Raw genomic sequence first — 16,498 nt, 5'->3', positions numbered from 1 at the left:
TGCGTATCGAAGGAGAAAATGTATGAGTGATGCTTTCGACATCAACGACCTGAAACGCCGCATGGAAGGCGCTATCAACTCTTTGAAGCATGACCTTAACGGTCTGCGTACGGGTCGCGCTTCGGCAAGCTTGCTGGAGCCGATCACCATCGAAGCCTATGGCTCAACGATGCCGATCAATCAGGTTGCCAATATCACTGTTCCCGAATCGCGCATGCTTTCGGTTTCCGTCTGGGACAAGAGCATGGTGGGCGCAGTGGAACGCGCGATTCGCGATTCTGGCCTTGGTCTCAATCCTATTACTGATGGCATGACCCTGCGCATTCCGCTGCCGGAATTGAACGAACAGCGGCGCAAGGAGCTGGTCAAGATCGCCCATCAGTATGCTGAGCAGGGCCGTATCGCTGCCCGCCATGTGCGCCGCGACGGCATGGACACTCTGAAAAAGCTGGAGAAGGACAGCCTCATCAGTCAGGATGACAGCCGCGTTCTATCTGAAAAAGTGCAGAAGCTGACCGACGAAACCATTGCAGAAATGGATAAGGTCGTTGCAGTGAAAGAAGGGGAGATCATGCAGGTCTAGGACTTGCATGGTTTTCAATGAGGGAGAGCTTCGCCATGTCCGATCCGCGCCACATAGCCATTATCATGGATGGCAATGGCCGTTGGGCGAAGGCACGCAATTTGCCACGCAGCGCCGGGCACCGGGCTGGGGTGGAAGCTCTTCGCGAGACTGTACGGGCAGCCGGGGATCGTGGTCTCGGCTACCTTACATTGTTTGCGTTCTCTTCAGAGAACTGGTCCCGCCCCAGCGGCGAGGTGAACGATCTTCTGGGGTTGTTGAAGATTTTCATCCGTCGTGATCTTGCGGAACTGCATCGCAATAATGTGCGGGTCAGCATTATTGGCGAGCGTGAGGAACTTGCGGCCGACATCCGTGCGTTGCTGATCGAGGCGGAGACGCTTACGCATCGAAATACCGGCCTCAACCTGATTATAGCTTTCAACTACGGTTCCCGCGACGAGATAGTCCGTGCCGTTCGAAGCCTGGCGCGCGATGTTGCTGCCGGGCGGCTTGATCCGTCCTCTATCTCGGGCGAACTGATTTCCGCAAATCTTGATACTGCCGGGATACCCGATCCGGACCTCATTATCCGTACGAGCGGGGAAATGCGCCTGTCGAACTTTCTACTCTGGCAAGCGGCGTATTCCGAGTTTCTGTTCCTGCCAATTCATTGGCCAGATTTTCGATCCTCTGACCTAGATGCAGCTTATGAGGCATTTCGCCAGCGCGAGCGTCGATTCGGTGGTGTTGAAGTACGAGTCGGGCTGGAAGAACGTGAAGAAGAAATCGCATGTCCTTCGACCAAGGGGGCGGCTGTATAAAGTGGTTCCAGAGAGGTGGAACGACTGAGAATGCTCTAATATGGCGCAAGCCATTCTGTCGAAAGGTCTCAATGTCCAATCTGCAAACCCGCATCATTACCGCTATTGTTCTCGGTGCAGCCGCCTTGTGGCTGACATGGGTCGGCGGTTTGGGTTTCACGCTGTTTTCGATTGTGATCGGATTGGCCATGTTCCATGAATGGACAAGCCTGACTGCATCGAAACAAACGTCGTTTTCGCGCCTGTTTGGCTGGGGTTGGCTGCTGCTTACCAGCATTTTGCTCGTGATGGACCGGAGCGCATTGCTGACGATTGGTGTTCTGCTTGCAGGCACCCTCATTCTATTGTTCACGCAATGGCGGGCAGGTCGCGGTTGGCCAGCAGCTGGACTTTTTTATGCCGGCTTCTCTGCCATTTCGCTTTCGCTTCTGCGCGGTGACGAGCCTTTCGGCTTTACGGCCATTGTTTTCCTCTTCGCCGTTGTCTGGTCCACCGATATTGCGGCCTACTTCAATGGCCGAGCGTTGGGTGGACCGAAACTGGCGCCACGCTTTTCCCCGAATAAGACTTGGTCCGGCGCCATTGGTGGCGCTGCTGCGGCAGTAGCTGGCGGTATTCTGGTTGCATCTCTGGTGGCTGCGCCCGGCAGCTGGCTCGTGCCGCTGCTCGCACTGTTACTGTCTGTTGTTTCGCAGATCGGCGACCTTGCAGAATCATGGGTGAAACGCCAGTTCGGCGCAAAGGACTCTGGACGCCTTTTGCCTGGACATGGTGGTGTTCTGGATCGGGTTGATGGGCTTGTAGCCGCTGCCGCACTTTTGTACGTGTTTGGTGCAATTTTCGCTGAGCCAGACGTACCGTCCGCGATTTTCTTCAGTTTTTAAGGGCGCAACGAATGAGTTTACGGGATTGCTCAAGACTCATTCGGTTCTTCGGAAGCCCGCTAGCATTGTGCAAGGAGTAGTGATTTGCAGGAGGCGTTGGCCTTTTTTCTGGGTGGCGAAAGCCTGCTTGTCGGGACCATCATACCATTTCTCTTCGTTTTGACCGTTGTGGTCTTCGTTCATGAAATGGGCCATTATCTGGTTGCACGCTGGTGCGGTATTGGCTCGCAGGCCTTTTCTATCGGGTTTGGACCTGAGCTGATTGGCTTCACGGACCGTCATGGGACACGGTGGAAGATTTCCGCCATTCCGCTTGGTGGCTATGTCAAATTCATCGGTGATGAGAGTGCCACGAGCTCTCCTGTCGATGTAGATAATGCAAGCCTGAGTGAAGATGAACAGCGCAGGGCATTTCATACTCAACCCGTGTGGAAACGCGCGGCGACTGTCTTTGCTGGTCCTGCTTTCAATATCATTCTGACTATTGTTATTTTCAGTGTTTTCTTTGCACTTTATGGCCGTCAGATTTCTGATCCGCTGATCGCTGGCGTCCAACCAGACAGTCCCGCTGCTCAAGCAGGGTTTGCAGCCGGAGATCGCTTTATCAGCGTTGACGGTGAAAAAATCACAACTTTTTCTGATGTGCAACGCATCGTGTCAGGTCGCGCGGGAGACAGGCTGAATTTCACCGTTGAGCGTGATGGCAAGATGGTTGATCTGCAGGCCGTCCCGGCAATTGTCGAACGGACCGATCCGCTTGGAAACAAGATCAGGCTTGGTGCTATCGGCGTGGAGACTACCGAAGCAGTCGGTAATTTCCGTCGGATTGAATATGGTCCCCTCGAATCAGTGAGACAAGCTGTCATGGAGACAGGCTATATTATCAGCCGTACGGGAGAGTTCTTCCAGCGTTTTGCGGTTGGGCGTGAGGACAAATGTCAGCTGGGCGGTCCGGTCAAGATTGCCAATATGGCCGGGAAGGCAGCAAGCCAGGGGTTTGACTGGCTCATTCAACTGATGGCGATGTTGTCCGTCGGTATAGGGCTTCTGAACCTGTTTCCTTTGCCGCCACTGGATGGTGGTCATCTGGTGTTCTATGCGGTTGAGGCCATCAAGGGTAGCCCGGTATCTACGGCAGCGCAGGAAATTTTCTACCGTATAGGATTCCTTCTTGTTATGGGATTCATGGGGTTCGTACTTTTCAATGACCTGTTTGCCTGCTAGATGACTCTCCGGCTGGCTCAGGCGGTGATCTTGGAGATCGGTGCAGGCTGGAGGGTTCCAGTCAGCTGACCGCTATGACGCGCATCTTCTCCGATGAGGATCGGGAAAGGTGTTAAACAGAAGTGAAAATTGGGAGTGACTGCTGGAAAAGCTAAGCGATTTGTTTACCATAACGCTTAAATCGCGTGGCGCGGATGCCACGCTGGTTGCTTAAGTAAACAGAATTTAACCGTGACGCTTGCTTGTATGGAAAAACCGGGTATGACGGTTGTATCTGTACGTGCTTTTCTGGGTTAATCGCCCCGGGGACAGAAAGAAACGAAGGTTCGGAAAGCCTATGACGGCAAGTTCTAAATTCTTTGGCGCCGCTTCTGCGCTCGCCATGTCAGTGGCTCTTGTGGCTTCGGGTACTGCTGCACTCTCGCTGACTTCGGTCAATGTAGCTGAGGCAGCTGTCGTTAGCCGTATCGAAGTGCGTGGTAACACTCGCGTCGACGCACAGTCCATCCGTGACAACATTGATATTCGTCCGGGCAAGGCTTTCACCAGCGCTGATATCGATGCTGCGGTGAAGCGTCTGTTCGCGATGGGCCTGTTCTCGGATGTTCGCATCAATCAGTCCGGCAGCACGCTCGTTGTGAATGTTTCCGAGCGTTCTGTGGTCAACAATGTCCTTTTCCAGGGCAATAAGAAGATCAAGGACCCTGATCTAACTCGTGCTGTTCAGCTCAAGCCGCGTTCGCCTTATGACTCTGCGACGATGGAAGCGGATGTTGAGGCCATCAAGGGAGCCTATGCACATATCGGGCGCAGCGATGCGACTGTAAATGCGCGCACGGTTGACCTTGGTCAGGGGCGTGTAAACGTCGTCTATGAAATCAACGAAGGTTCGCGCACGAAGATCGCAAATGTCGATTTCGTCGGCAATCAGGCGTTCAGTGCCCGCCGTCTGCGCGACGTGATTTCGACCAAGCGTTCGAACCCGCTTTCGTGGCTGACGCGTAATGACGTTTATGATGAAGGTCGTCTGCAGGCTGACGAGGAAACGCTCCGTCGTTTCTATTACAATCGTGGCTATGCGGATTTCCGCGTCATTTCGTCGAATGCAGTTCTTGATCCTTCGACGAACGAGTACACGATCACGATCACAGTTGATGAAGGTCAGCGCTATACGTTCGGCAATGTAAGCGTCGAAAGCAACGTTGAAGGCGTTGACGGGCAGGCTCTGGATCATCTGGTCAAGACCCGTTCGGGCAAGCCTTACAGTGCCAAGGAAATCGAAGATTCGGTTCTCGCGGTTACCGAGAATGTTGCTGGTAGCGGCTACGCTTTCGCAAAGGTTGAGCCACGCGGCGATCGTGATTTTGATAACCACACGATCTCGGTCGTTTATAGTGTTGACGAAGGCCCGCGTGCTTACATTCAGCGTATTGAAATCCGCGGCAATGATAAGACTCGCGATTTCGTGATTCGCCGTGAATTCGACATGAACGAAGGTGATGCCTTCAATCAGGTTATGGTGCAGCGAGCGAAGCGTCGTCTCGAAGCGCTTGATTTCTTCCAGACGGTCAACATTTCGACCGCCCCTGGCTCCGAGCCGGATCAGGTCATCCTCGTCGTTGACGTTGTCGAAAAGTCGACGGGTGAATTCTCGATCGGTGGTGGCTACACGACCGGTGGTGAATCCCCAGGTGCGCAGGTCGAAGCTGCCATCACTGAGCGTAACTTCCTCGGACGTGGCCAGTATATCCGCATCAGTGCGGGGGCCGGTCAGGACGATATGCGCAATTACGGCCTGTCGTTCACCGAGCCATATTTCCTCGGATATCGTCTGTCGGCTGGTTTCGATGTATTCCGCCGCACGTACCGCGTGAATGACGATTACGACGTCGAACAGACCGGTGGTACGATCCGTTTCGGTTTGCCGATCACGGACAACTTCTCTGCAGGTATTGCGTATAACCTCGTTCAGGAAAAGTACGACCTTTTCCGTGCTGACCGGGAAGATTATTATGCACCGGCGTTGCTGGAAGCTGCTGAGCACAGCCCTTGGCTTCGTTCATCGATCAGCTACTCGCTGACCTACAACTCCATCGACGACATGAAGAACCCGCATGACGGTCTTTATGGCAAGTTTACGCAGGAGTTTGCCGGTCTCGGTGGTGACGCGAAGTATATCAAGACGACTGCTAAGGCTAACTACTACAAGACGCTTTCTCAGGAAGCCGACATTGTCGGTATGTTGGGCGTCGGCGGTGGTTATATCCACGAGTTTGGCAATGATGGCGTCCGCATCTTCGACTTGTTCAAGAATAACTCGGATATCATTCGCGGCTTCAAGTTCAACGGTATTGGTCCTTATCAGGATTCTGAAAGCGGTAAGCGTTATTGGCTGGGCGGAACGACCTATTTCAACGGTACGGCTGAAGTTCAGTTCCCGATGCCGCTCGTTCCGGAAAGCTTGGGCATCCGTGGTGCTCTGTTCGCAGATGCAGCAACGCTCTATGGCAATAATACCCCAGGTGCTCTTGGTGACGACAAGAAGCTTCGTGCTTCGGCAGGTGTCAGCTTGATGTGGGCCTCACCGTTTGGTCCCCTGCGCTTCGACTACGCGTTCCCGATCGCGAAGGCTGACACCGACAAGGTTCAGAACTTCAACTTCGGTGTTTCGACCAAGTTCTAATAGATTTGCCTTTTCCCGGGGCGTAATACCCCGGGGAAGAAAGTGTTTTGATGGCAGATCCTGTTTTTTTCGCGCCTTCGCGTGAACTCACGATTGGCGATATCGCAGATTTTACCGGTGCAAGACTTCGTGACCCGAAGCTTGCGCCGCGTTCTGTTGCGCGTCTTTCTTCGCTGAAAGACGCGGCTGACGGTTCGCTTGCTTTCGTCGAGGGCAAGAAGAACGCCGATGGCCTCTCCTCGATCAATGCTGCAGGTGTTCTCTGTACGGAAGCTCTCGTAGACAGTGTGCCGCAGCATATAGCGGCACTGGTTACCCGTAATCCGCAACGGGATTTCGCATCCGTTGGTCGAATGCTTTTTCCTGCATCCGTCAAGCCGGTCAGCTGGTTTGGAGAAACGGGTGTTTCTTCCGCTGCTATTATTCACCCGTCAGCGCATATCGAGGATGGTGCGACTATTGAAGCTGGCGCGGTGATCGGCAAGGGCGTGACTGTTGGCTCCGGTACGCTGATTGCTTCAACGGCGGTCATCGGTGAGAACAGCCAGATTGGGCGCGATAGTTATATTGGACCAGGGGTCACGATCCAATGTGCTTTCATTGGTAATCATGTTTCACTTCATCCCGGTGTCCGGATCGGACAGGATGGTTTTGGTTATGTTCCAGGCCCTGCGGGTTTGGAAAAGGTTCCCCAGCTTGGCCGCGTTATCATTCAGGATAATGTCGAGATTGGTGCCAATACCACGGTTGATCGTGGTTCGTTGAATGACACTGTTATCGGTGAAGGTACGAAAATCGATAATCTGGTTCAGATCGCACATAACGTGCGAATTGGCCGTTTTTGTATCGTGGCTGCCCATTGCGGCATTTCCGGTAGCTGTGTCATTGGCGACCAGACCATGCTGGGTGGGCGTGTAGGGCTTGCGGATCATTTGATTATCGGTTCGCGTGTGCAGGTCGCCGCGGCAAGCGGTGTTATGAATGACATACCCGATGGGGAACGCTGGGGAGGCATTCCCGCGCGGCCTATCAAGCAGTGGTTCCGCGATATTGCGAACATACGCAGCATCGGGCAATCGAGAAAGGAGCAATCCTCTGATGAGTGATGCAAATCAGACAAAGCTGGAAGCAGCAGATATCCAGGATCTTCTGGCAGTGTTGCCGCATCGCTATCCGTTTTTGCTGATCGACCGAATTGTCGACATCGACGGTGATGTCTCTGCGACTGGCATCAAAAATGTGACGATCAACGAGCCGCATTTCACGGGACACTTCCCTGAAAAGCCGATCATGCCGGGTGTATTGATCATCGAAGCCATGGCGCAGACAGCCGGCGCTATTTCGCTGCTCCAGCGTAAAACTGGACGTCCCGGCGTGGTCTATTTCATGACTATCGATAATGCGAAGTTCCGTCGCCCGGTTATACCGGGAGATCGGCTTCTGCTTCGCGTCAAGAAAATCAAGCAACGCGCAAATATCTCGAAATATGAATGCGTTGCGGAAGTTGATGGTGTAAAGGTTGCGGAAGCTGAAGTCGCTGCCATGATCAGCACAGCTGAAGAAAGCCAGTGAGCATATCAATGAAAGAAACATTCATTCACCCCACCGCTCTGGTAGAGCAGGGTGTGGAACTGGGGCAGGGTGTGTCTGTCGGCCCCTTCTGTCACATTCAGTCTGGCGCCGTCATCGGCGACAATTCGGAATTGATGAGCCATGTAGTAGTAACCGGCGCGACGACGCTTGGTGCAGGCGGAAAGGTTTATCCACATGCTGTTCTGGGGTGCGATCCGCAGAACAATAAGCATAAGGGCGGCCCGACCAAGCTGAATATCGGCGCAAATTGCCTTATCCGTGAAGGCGTGACCATGCACAAGGGGTCGGACAGTGCGCGCGGTTATACTTCTGTAGGCGATAACTGCTCGTTCTTGGCCTATGCGCATGTAGCCCATGACTGCGATATTGGCGATTACGTTACATTCTCCAATAATGTGATGATTGGCGGTCACACCTCAATCGGACACCACGCTATTCTTGGTGGCGGCGCGGCTATCCATCAGTTTGTGCGCATTGGACATCACGCTTTCGTTGGCGGTATGGCTGCCGTTGTAAGCGATCTTATCCCTTATGGCATGGCGATTGGTGTCCATGCTCATCTCGGCGGATTGAACATCGTCGGTATGAAGCGCTCCGGTATGGAACGCAAAGAGATTCATAATCTCCGTCATGCCGTCCGGATGCTGTTCGACCGCACTAAGCCAATCCGGGATCGTGCCAGGGACGTTCTGATTGCGATACCGGACTCTCCAGCTGTCATTGACATGATCGATTTCATCAATGTCGATACCAAGCGTGCCTACTGTACACCTCCGCTCGATGCGGTTCATGGTGGGGCCGGGCATGACAGCGGCGAAGATTGAGCAAATACCGCGTCTCGCAGATGGTGCGGGGCGCGTTGCGATTATCGCCGGTAATGGCTTGCTGCCGATCAATGTGGCCGAGGCCCTCGCAGTTGCAGGGAAGTCGCCTTTCCTCGTCCCATTGCGAGGAGAAGCTGATCCGCTACTTTACAAATACGAACATCAGGAAATTTCGATCGTAGAGTTTGCAAAGCTCGTGCGGTCGATGAAAACTGCCGGTGTGGATCGGGTTGTCCTTGCTGGCGGAGTGACCAGCAGACCCCATGTAAGCGACCTGAAGTTTGACTGGCCTACTTTACGTGCGGTGCCATACGTTTTGCGTGCGCTGGGGCAAGGCGACGATGCTTTGTTGCGTGCGTTTATTGGGCTGCTGGAGTCCTTTGGCTTCAAAGTTGTCGGAGCTCATGAAGTTGCCCCTGATTTGCTTTCGCCATCACCGGCTCAAATTTTGACCCGAAAGATGCCAGACACCCGAGAGCGTCAAAATCTTGAACTCGCGATGGAATCTGCGCTTCGATTGGGCGATCTCGATGTCGGGCAGGGTGCAATTGCAGTTGGTGGGCGTGTTGTGGCGCTTGAAGGAGCTGAAGGCACGGACCAAATGATCGAGCGTGTGCGCGAGTTGCGTGCAGCTGGTCGCATACCGCGCCGCGGCGGCGTTCTGGTCAAGATGGCTAAGCCGCAGCAGGACGAAAGAGCCGATCTCCCAACTATCGGAATTTCGACAGTTGATAACGCCGCAAAGGCGGGATTATCAGGAATAGCGGTTGAGGCGGGCAGGACATTCATTCTAGGCTTCGGCGAAACCATCGCGGCAGCGAATGAAAAAGGCATTTTCATAGAGACTGTCAGCCGCGGGCGAAAGGATACTAGGAAGTGAGCACCAACAGCCGGCCATTGAAAATAGCAATCGTGGCCGGTGAAGAATCCGGTGATCTTCTTGGTGCCGATTTGATTGATGCTCTGCGAAACCAGACTGACCGGCTGGTTGATATCGTCGGTGTTGGCGGCGATCACCTTGCGGCTAGGGGGATGACGTCCTTCTTTGACCCGCACGAGATTGCGCTTATGGGGCTCGGTGCAATTCTGAAGAACTTGCCGGGGCTAATGCGGCGTATCGGTCAGACCGCGCGGCGCATCGTTGCAGAGAAGCCAGATTGCGTTCTCCTGATCGACAGTCCGGAGTTTACCCATCGTGTCGCCCAGAAGATCAGGGCTGCCAATCCAACAATTCCTATTGTGAAATATATAGCGCCGAGTGTCTGGGCCTGGCGTCCGCAACGCGCCAGGGCGATGAAGGCATATTTTGACCATGTGCTGACTATTCTTCCGTTTGAAGTTGAGGTCATGCAACGATTGAGCGGACCAAGTGCAACGTATGTCGGGCACCGCCTTTCGAGTTATGGCCCGATCTTGCAAGCGCGGGCAGAGCAGAAGGCTTTGGAAAGAGGGCGAACTGCTGAATCCCGGAAAACATTGCTTGTTTTACCGGGTTCACGTCGCACTGAAATCCAAATGCTTATGGAGCCGTTCGGACAAGCTGTCGGTGAGCTCGCGGCCCGTGTTGAAAAGCTCGATGTCGTTCTGCCGACATTGCCGCGCATCGAGGAAATGGTACGGGATCTTTCAAAGAACTGGGCTGTCAAACCGCTCATTGTCTTAGGTGATGAGGAAAAGTGGAAAGCGTTTTCGAAAGCCGATGCCGCGCTCGCCGCCTCCGGCACCGTCTCACTGGAGTTGGCCCTCTCGCGCATTCCAAGCGTGCTTTCCTATAAGGCGGACTGGTTTGCGCGCAAGTTCTTGATGCCGAAGATTACGATCTGGAGTGCGGCTCTGCCGAATATTATTGCCGACGAACCAATCGTGCCTGAATATTTCAATGAGTTTGTCCGTCCGGGAATGCTCGCGCGCAACCTTGAGCGGCTGATGCGGCCCGGATCGGCGCGACAAGCACAACTGGACGGATTTGACAGAGTTGCGTCGATCATGGCGACGGAGCAACCTTCCGGCGAGATCGGCGCGCGGGTCATTCTGGAACTGGCTGGCGATACCAGAAACTGATTTCGCCGCGCAGGCGCTTCGCATTTTTGCTGGGGCTGCTCCGGAAACGAAAAACCCGGTTGTTTTGGCAACCGGGTTTTTTTCTTGCTGATTGATAATTATTTGCGCTTTGCGAGCGGCACGTAATCGCGTTCGGCAGCGCCGGTATAAAGCTGGCGCGGGCGGCCGATCTTCTGCTGCGGATCTTCGATCATTTCCTTCCACTGTGCGACCCAGCCGACGGTGCGGGCGAGAGCAAAGAGAACCGTGAACATTTCGGTTGGGAAGCCGAGAGCCTTCAGCGTGATGCCGGAGTAGAAGTCGATATTCGGATAAAGCTTCTTCTCAATGAAGTATTCGTCCGTCAGGGCGATCTTTTCCAGTTCCATCGCAACGTCGAGCAATGGATCATCCTTGATGCCGAGTTCGCCCAGAACTTCATGGCAGGTCTTCTGCATGATCTTGGCGCGCGGGTCGTAGTTCTTGTAGACGCGGTGACCGAAGCCCATCAGACGGAACGGATCGTTCTTGTCCTTTGCACGGGCGATGAATTCTGGAATACGGTCAACGGAACCAATTTCAGCCAGCATGTTGAGTGCAGCTTCATTTGCGCCACCATGGGCAGGACCCCACAGGCAGGCAACGCCGGCAGCGATACATGCAAATGGATTGGCGCCAGAAGAACCGGCGAGACGCACGGTCGAGGTCGAGGCGTTCTGCTCATGATCGGCGTGGAGGATGAAGATTCGGTCCATCGCGCGAGCCAGAACCGGATTGACCTTGTAATCTTCGCATGGAACGCCAAAGCACATGTGCAGGAAGTTCGATGCAAAATCGAGGTCGTTCTTCGGATACATGAACGGCTGGCCGATATGGTATTTGTAAGCCATGGCAGCAAGCGTCGGAACCTTGGCGATCAGACGGATCGACGCGACCATACGCTGATGCGGGTCGGTGATATCGGTCGAGTCATGATAGAAGGCCGACATTGCACCAACGCAACCGACCATCACAGCCATCGGATGGGCATCACGACGGAAGCCTGTAAAGAACTTCGTCATCTGTTCGTGGATCATCGTGTGGCGCGTCACACGATAGTCGAAGTCAGACTTCTGGGTTGCCGTCGGCAATTCGCCGTAGAGAAGCAGATAGCAGGTCTCCAGAAAATCACCATGTTCGGCGAGCTGGTCGATCGGGTAACCGCGATAGAGCAGCGTGCCTTCATCGCCATCAATGTAAGTGATCTTGGATTCGCACGATGCAGTGGATGTGAAGCCCGGATCGTAGGTGAACATCTGGGAATTCTTGTAGAGTGGACCGATATCAACGACGTCTGGTCCGACAGTGCCTTGTCGCACAGGCAGGTCGAATGTTTTGCCTTCTAGTGTAAAGCTGGCTGTCCTATCTGACATCGTGTTTCCTTTCATGTCCACTTTGCCGCCCGCACGACGGCAGAATTGTAATCGTCGTTATAATTTGTCTTTTATCTTTTGGCATGGTCCCCGGCTTGCGGGGACCATCAGCGTTTCACGCATTATCCTAACGATTTTGCCCGTCAAACTATCCCAAACGGTTCGTGATGCAATGCGTAATTTGAACTATTTACGCCGGTTTTGTCACGTCAGCGTGAATGTTTCCACCTTAACCGATTTGATCGCGAATACGTCCAAGTGACTCTTCGCGTCCAAGGACGAAAAGCACGTCGAACACGCCCGGAGAGGTGGCGCGACCAGTCAATGCTGCACGTAGGGGCTGTGCAATCTTGCCCAGTTTCAGCCCGGTTTTCTCTGCGTGAGTCCGTACGACCGCATCAAGTGATTCAGCGGTCCACTCTTCAGCTGCTTCCAAATCCGGGAGAACGGATTTAAGGACGGAGCGGCCTTCCTCATTCAGGAGCGAAGCTGCCTTCTCATCAAGGTCAAGCGGACGGGCTGCGAAGATAAACTTCGATCCGTCGGCCAGTTCCACCAGAGTTTTGGCGCGATCCTTGAGGCCCGGCATTGCGGCGAGCAATTGTGCGCTGCGCTTGTCGTCCAGCGCGTCCGCAATTTCTTTGCCGCCTTCGATTTCTGGTAGAACAGCGATAAGTGCATCGTAAAGCGCCTTGTCGTCGCTGGCGCGCATATAGACGCCATTGACTGCCTCAAGCTTCTGAAAGTCGAAGCGAGCTGCACCCTTGTTGATGTCCTTCACGTCGAACCATTCGATCATCTGTTCGGTCGACATGATTTCGTCGTCACCGTGGCTCCAGCCGAGACGTACCAGATAGTTGCGCAAGGCCGCAGGCAAATAGCCCATCGCACGGTAGGCATCCACACCCAAAGCCCCATGACGCTTGGAGAGCTTTGCACCGTCCGCACCATGAATAAGGGGGATATGCGACATTTGCGGCACATCCCAGCCCATTGCATCATAGATGACGGTCTGTCGCGCAGCATTGGTCAGATGATCATCACCGCGAATGATGTGCGTCACACCCATATCGTGATCATCGACAACGACTGCATGCATGTAAGTCGGCGTACCATCGGAACGCAGAATGATAAAATCATCCAGATCCTTGTTCGGAAAACGCACGTCACCCTGCACGGCGTCCTGCACGAGGGTTTCACCTTCCTGTGGAGCTTTGATCCGGATGACCGGCTTTACGCCAGCAGGCGCTTCAGACGGATCACGATCACGCCAGCGACCATCATAACGCGGCGGGCGGCCTTCGGCCCGTGCTTTCTCACGCATTTCTTCCAGCTCTGCTGGCGTAGCATAACAATAGTATGCCTTGCCACGAGCGACGAGTTCTTCTGCCACTTCGCGATGACGAGGTGCGCGTTCGAACTGCGAGATGGCATCACCGTCCCAATCCAGGCCCAGCCAGGTCAGCCCATCGAGAATGGCAGCCGTAGCGGCGTCTGTGGAACGTTCCCGGTCGGTGTCTTCGATGCGCAACAGCATCTTGCCGCCATTGTGCTTGGCATAGAGCCAGTTGAACAAGGCAGTACGTGCACCACCAATGTGCAGATACCCCGTGGGCGAAGGGGCAAAACGGGTAACAACCGGTTTCGACATGATAGCTCCACTATGACATGCGCCTTTTAAGAGCAGCGGCAAATGCCGAGACACTAGCGCAAACTTGAATTCTGACGCCCGCGGGAGAAACTCCGGCAGGTAATCGGGGTTCACGATGCGAACCCACTCGATTTCGGCTGCGGTTCATGTAGCATAGGCAGCAATGTGCGCAAGGGTTTCGCATCCCTTTCGTGCTGATGTGCCGTCGTTCTTTCGGGGTATTTTGACGGTTGGGGCTAACTTTTGCGGTCAGGCGGGGGCATGACAGGCATCAGGGAAGCGAGCGATGTAAATGAACGGGCGCTTGTCAGAGGCATGCCCGACGGTTTGGTGCGCGCACTGCTGCCAGAGGTCTGGCCCCAAAATGAAACGGAACTCCAGGTAAGTCCTGAGTCGGTCAAGCCGCCTGTACCGCGCCTGCGTGAACGTTTCCTCTCTTTTCCCTTCGTTGCGGCGGATCAGGTCTGGACCGCAATCGAAACTGAAGAGGGACGCGGCATATTCTTTCTTCTGCTGCCGGTTTTTGCCGGTATCGGCGCGATCATCTATTTTACGCTCTCATTCGAGCCTGCATGGACACCACTTTTGTCCACGCTCGGGATCGCTGTAGTATTGCGGATTGTGACGCGCAGACAATTCGCCGCTGCGCAAGGCGTGACATTGGCAATCGCTCTGCTGGCAGGGCTTTTGGTCGGCAAATGGGAGATGGAGCGCCGTGCGACACCGATGCTGGGCTCCGATGTGGCGACGCGCGTAACGGGCCGGGTTGTTGCTCTTGAATACCAGGATAATGGCAGCTGGCGGATAACGCTTGATGTGCTCCAGACCGAACGCCCCAAACTCCGTTTTCCGCCCAAGCGCATCCGCGTCAATGCAAGGGACATTCCTGCATCGACGGTGATCGGCGGCGGACTGACGGGTTTTGCCCGATTGCGGACCCCTTCAGGCCCGGTTCGCCCCGGCAACTATGATTTCTCGTTTCACGCTTATTTCAATGGGATTGGCGCCAATGGTTTCTTTCTCGGAACACCCAAAGTGGCGACGGTTTCTCCGCCAGATGAACTGACTGCGGAAATTTCCCAGTGGATTGCCATGTTGCGTGTTCGGGTGTCTGAACGAATCGAGGAAGTGATAGGTGGGGAGGATGGCAGTGTCGCCTCGGCACTCGTAGCAGGCACGCGGGCGGGGATTAGTGAGCAGACGAATGAAGATCTGCGCAAAGCGGGGCTTGCGCATATTCTGTCGATCTCCGGCTTGCATATGGCGCTTGCTGCCGGAGTCGTCATGCTGACGTTGCGATCTCTTTTCGCTCTTTTTCCGGCCTTCAGCGTGCGGCATCCCGTGAAGAAGTATGCGGCATTTCTCTCCCTGCTAAGCTGTACTTTCTATCTTGCGATGTCGGGTGCGGATGTGGCGGCACAACGAAGCTATGTCATGATCGCGGTTATGCTTGGTGCATTGCTGGTGGACCGTGCTGCTATCAGTATGCGCAATCTGGCGATTGCGGCCATGGCTATGATTGCAATCTCGCCGCATGAAATATTGGGGCCGAGTTTTCAAATGTCTTTTTCGGCTACGGCCGCGTTGATTGCAGGTTTTGCCTGGTGGAGCGAGCGGAACGCGATCGGGCAGGTTGGAGCGGGAAAGCGTGGGAAGGCCACCTATGGCTTCGCTGGAAAAATCCTGAAGCCTATCACAGCTGCGGCTGGTACTTCACTCATTGCCGGACTGGCGAGCGGGATTTTTGCAGCTTATCATTTCAACAATACAGCGCCGTTCGGTTTGGTAGGAAATGTCCTCGCTGAGCCCGTAATAGCTCTTCTCGTAATGCCGTTTGCTGTCTTCGGCCTTGTGTTGATGCCATTGCAACTGGACTGGGTGCCTTTGCAGATAATGGGCTGGGGTATCTTCGCTGTCAGACACATTGCCTCTTTTGTTGCGGCGTGGTCTCCCGATGGCAATCCCGGCGCCATGCCTGCACTCACTCTCGTTTTCTGGACCATTGCGCTTGTTCTGGCTGTTGTTCTGTCGACGAGACTGAAGGTGTTGGCGCTGCCCTTCATCGTTCTTGGGTTCGCTGCTTTCGTCAGGGAACCTTTTCCCGACATCGTGATATCAGAAGATGCCAAACTGGTTGGAGTCCGACTGGCTGATGGGAGATTTGCAGTCAATCGGAGCCGTCCGTCGCAATTTACAGTCGATAATTGGAAAACAGCATATCTGGTCGAAGAATTCATTGCACCGCCATCGGGCAAAAACAGAAAACGAACCGATGCGGACGGGTTCGAATGTGAAGATGGATTGTGCACGATCAACTTGCGCGATGGCTACACACTGGCCTACACAGCAGATATCGCAATGCAAGAGATCGCCTGCAACATCGGCGATGTGGTCATTCTCGCTGTTCCTGGCAAGGAATCTTCGTGCGGGCGCTCAACAACTCTGAGCATCAGTAAACGCGATCTAGCGCTAAAGGGATCTGTGGAGATAAGACTCGGAAAAACAGAAGAACAAAACCGAACTCCTCAGGCCTTATCCTTAATTTCTCCCAAAACAACGAAAGCTGAGGCGGCGTCGCCAACATCTGAACTGCAACAGGACAGCCGGATAACATTTGCTGTCGATACACCGAGCCGTCCCTGGCATTTGCATCGCATCCATTCACGTCCGGCACGCGGTTTAGCGGAACGCGAGTACAAACCAAAATCCCGCTCTGCCCAAAATGCAGCGAGCTGTTCATCAGATGCCAATGATGACGCAAATCGCTGCGAATGATCCCAGAAGGCTCCCGGCTAAAAGGG

At 54.3% G+C, this 16,498-nt stretch carries 13 protein-coding genes; 11 read left to right on the top strand and 2 right to left on the bottom strand.

What is annotated here, in order from left to right:
• Window positions 1–22 precede the first annotated feature (22 nt).
• The 10 genes from frr to lpxB all read left to right on the top strand — a co-directional run bounded on the left by frr (window position 23) and on the right by lpxB (window position 10,655).
• Window positions 23–583, top strand: a complete 561-nt coding sequence (gene frr, locus HWX93_RS11100; RefSeq protein ID WP_109987763.1) for a ribosome recycling factor — start codon at window positions 23–25, stop codon at window positions 581–583.
• A gap of 17 nt (window positions 584–600) precedes the next feature.
• Complete coding sequence (locus HWX93_RS11095) at window positions 601–1,386, top strand: isoprenyl transferase (protein ID WP_268904579.1); 786 nt, start codon at window positions 601–603, stop codon at window positions 1,384–1,386.
• Window positions 1,387–1,457: 71 nt separating this feature from the next.
• On the top strand, window positions 1,458–2,270 hold the full coding sequence (locus HWX93_RS11090; RefSeq protein WP_176037408.1) for a phosphatidate cytidylyltransferase: 813 nt from the start codon (window positions 1,458–1,460) through the stop codon (window positions 2,268–2,270).
• Between the two features lie 84 nt (window positions 2,271–2,354).
• Window positions 2,355–3,494, top strand: a complete 1,140-nt coding sequence (rseP, locus tag HWX93_RS11085) for an RIP metalloprotease RseP (RefSeq protein ID WP_176037407.1) — start codon at window positions 2,355–2,357, stop codon at window positions 3,492–3,494.
• 337 nt (window positions 3,495–3,831) lie between these two features.
• A complete protein-coding gene (bamA, locus tag HWX93_RS11080) occupies window positions 3,832–6,177 on the top strand; it encodes an outer membrane protein assembly factor BamA (protein ID WP_176037406.1) in 2,346 nt (781 codons plus the stop codon).
• A 50-nt stretch (window positions 6,178–6,227) separates the two neighbouring features.
• On the top strand, window positions 6,228–7,283 hold the full coding sequence (gene lpxD, locus HWX93_RS11075) for a UDP-3-O-(3-hydroxymyristoyl)glucosamine N-acyltransferase (protein WP_176037405.1): 1,056 nt from the start codon (window positions 6,228–6,230) through the stop codon (window positions 7,281–7,283).
• Window positions 7,276–7,749, top strand: coding sequence for a 3-hydroxyacyl-ACP dehydratase FabZ (gene fabZ / locus HWX93_RS11070; protein ID WP_176037404.1), 474 nt, complete (start codon window positions 7,276–7,278; stop codon window positions 7,747–7,749). The genes lpxD and fabZ overlap by 8 nt, the downstream gene beginning before the upstream one ends.
• An 8-nt stretch (window positions 7,750–7,757) precedes the next feature.
• A complete protein-coding gene (gene lpxA, locus HWX93_RS11065) occupies window positions 7,758–8,594 on the top strand; it encodes an acyl-ACP--UDP-N-acetylglucosamine O-acyltransferase (RefSeq protein ID WP_109987770.1) in 837 nt (278 codons plus the stop codon).
• Window positions 8,575–9,474 carry an LpxI family protein gene (locus HWX93_RS11060; protein WP_176037403.1) on the top strand — a complete coding sequence of 300 codons (900 nt, stop codon included), beginning with the start codon at window positions 8,575–8,577 and terminating at the stop codon, window positions 9,472–9,474. The genes lpxA and HWX93_RS11060 overlap by 20 nt, the downstream gene beginning before the upstream one ends.
• Window positions 9,471–10,655, top strand: coding sequence for a lipid-A-disaccharide synthase (gene lpxB, locus HWX93_RS11055; protein WP_176037402.1), 1,185 nt, complete (start codon window positions 9,471–9,473; stop codon window positions 10,653–10,655). The genes HWX93_RS11060 and lpxB overlap by 4 nt, the downstream gene beginning before the upstream one ends.
• 98 nt (window positions 10,656–10,753) lie before the next feature.
• Here lpxB and gltA read toward each other — a convergent pair whose 3' ends face one another.
• A complete protein-coding gene (gltA, locus tag HWX93_RS11050) occupies window positions 10,754–12,046 on the bottom strand; it encodes a citrate synthase (RefSeq protein ID WP_061346486.1) in 1,293 nt (430 codons plus the stop codon).
• A gap of 229 nt (window positions 12,047–12,275) precedes the next feature.
• Window positions 12,276–13,697 carry a glutamate--tRNA ligase gene (gene gltX / locus HWX93_RS11045; RefSeq protein WP_176037401.1) on the bottom strand — a complete coding sequence of 474 codons (1,422 nt, stop codon included), beginning with the start codon at window positions 13,695–13,697 and terminating at the stop codon, window positions 12,276–12,278.
• 261 nt (window positions 13,698–13,958) lie between these two features.
• Between gltX and HWX93_RS11040 the strand changes: the two genes are divergently transcribed.
• On the top strand, window positions 13,959–16,472 hold the full coding sequence (locus tag HWX93_RS11040) for a ComEC/Rec2 family competence protein (protein ID WP_176037400.1): 2,514 nt from the start codon (window positions 13,959–13,961) through the stop codon (window positions 16,470–16,472).
• The last annotated feature ends 26 nt before the right edge of the window (window positions 16,473–16,498 follow it).

The sequence above is a fragment of the Brucella tritici genome (assembly GCF_902825325.1).
Classification (GTDB): domain Bacteria; phylum Pseudomonadota; class Alphaproteobacteria; order Rhizobiales; family Rhizobiaceae; genus Brucella.
This window is presented reverse-complemented; position numbering and strand designations above follow the sequence as displayed.

Bases quoted from the DNA above. Each gene is read 5' to 3' on its own strand.
- frr (WP_109987763.1), top strand. From the start codon at position 23: ATGAGTGATGCTTTCGACATCAACGACCTGAAACGCCGCATGGAAGGC.
- HWX93_RS11095 (WP_268904579.1), top strand. From the start codon at position 601: ATGAGGGAGAGCTTCGCCATGTCCGATCCGCGCCACATAGCCATTATC.
- HWX93_RS11090 (WP_176037408.1), top strand. From the start codon at position 1,458: ATGTCCAATCTGCAAACCCGCATCATTACCGCTATTGTTCTCGGTGCA.
- bamA (WP_176037406.1), top strand. From the start codon at position 3,832: ATGACGGCAAGTTCTAAATTCTTTGGCGCCGCTTCTGCGCTCGCCATG.
- lpxD (WP_176037405.1), top strand. From the start codon at position 6,228: ATGGCAGATCCTGTTTTTTTCGCGCCTTCGCGTGAACTCACGATTGGC.
- fabZ (WP_176037404.1), top strand. From the start codon at position 7,276: ATGAGTGATGCAAATCAGACAAAGCTGGAAGCAGCAGATATCCAGGAT.
- lpxA (WP_109987770.1), top strand. From the start codon at position 7,758: ATGAAAGAAACATTCATTCACCCCACCGCTCTGGTAGAGCAGGGTGTG.
- HWX93_RS11060 (WP_176037403.1), top strand. From the start codon at position 8,575: ATGACAGCGGCGAAGATTGAGCAAATACCGCGTCTCGCAGATGGTGCG.
- gltA (WP_061346486.1), bottom strand. From the start codon at position 12,046: ATGTCAGATAGGACAGCCAGCTTTACACTAGAAGGCAAAACATTCGAC.
- gltX (WP_176037401.1), bottom strand. From the start codon at position 13,697: ATGTCGAAACCGGTTGTTACCCGTTTTGCCCCTTCGCCCACGGGGTAT.
- HWX93_RS11040 (WP_176037400.1), top strand. From the start codon at position 13,959: ATGACAGGCATCAGGGAAGCGAGCGATGTAAATGAACGGGCGCTTGTC.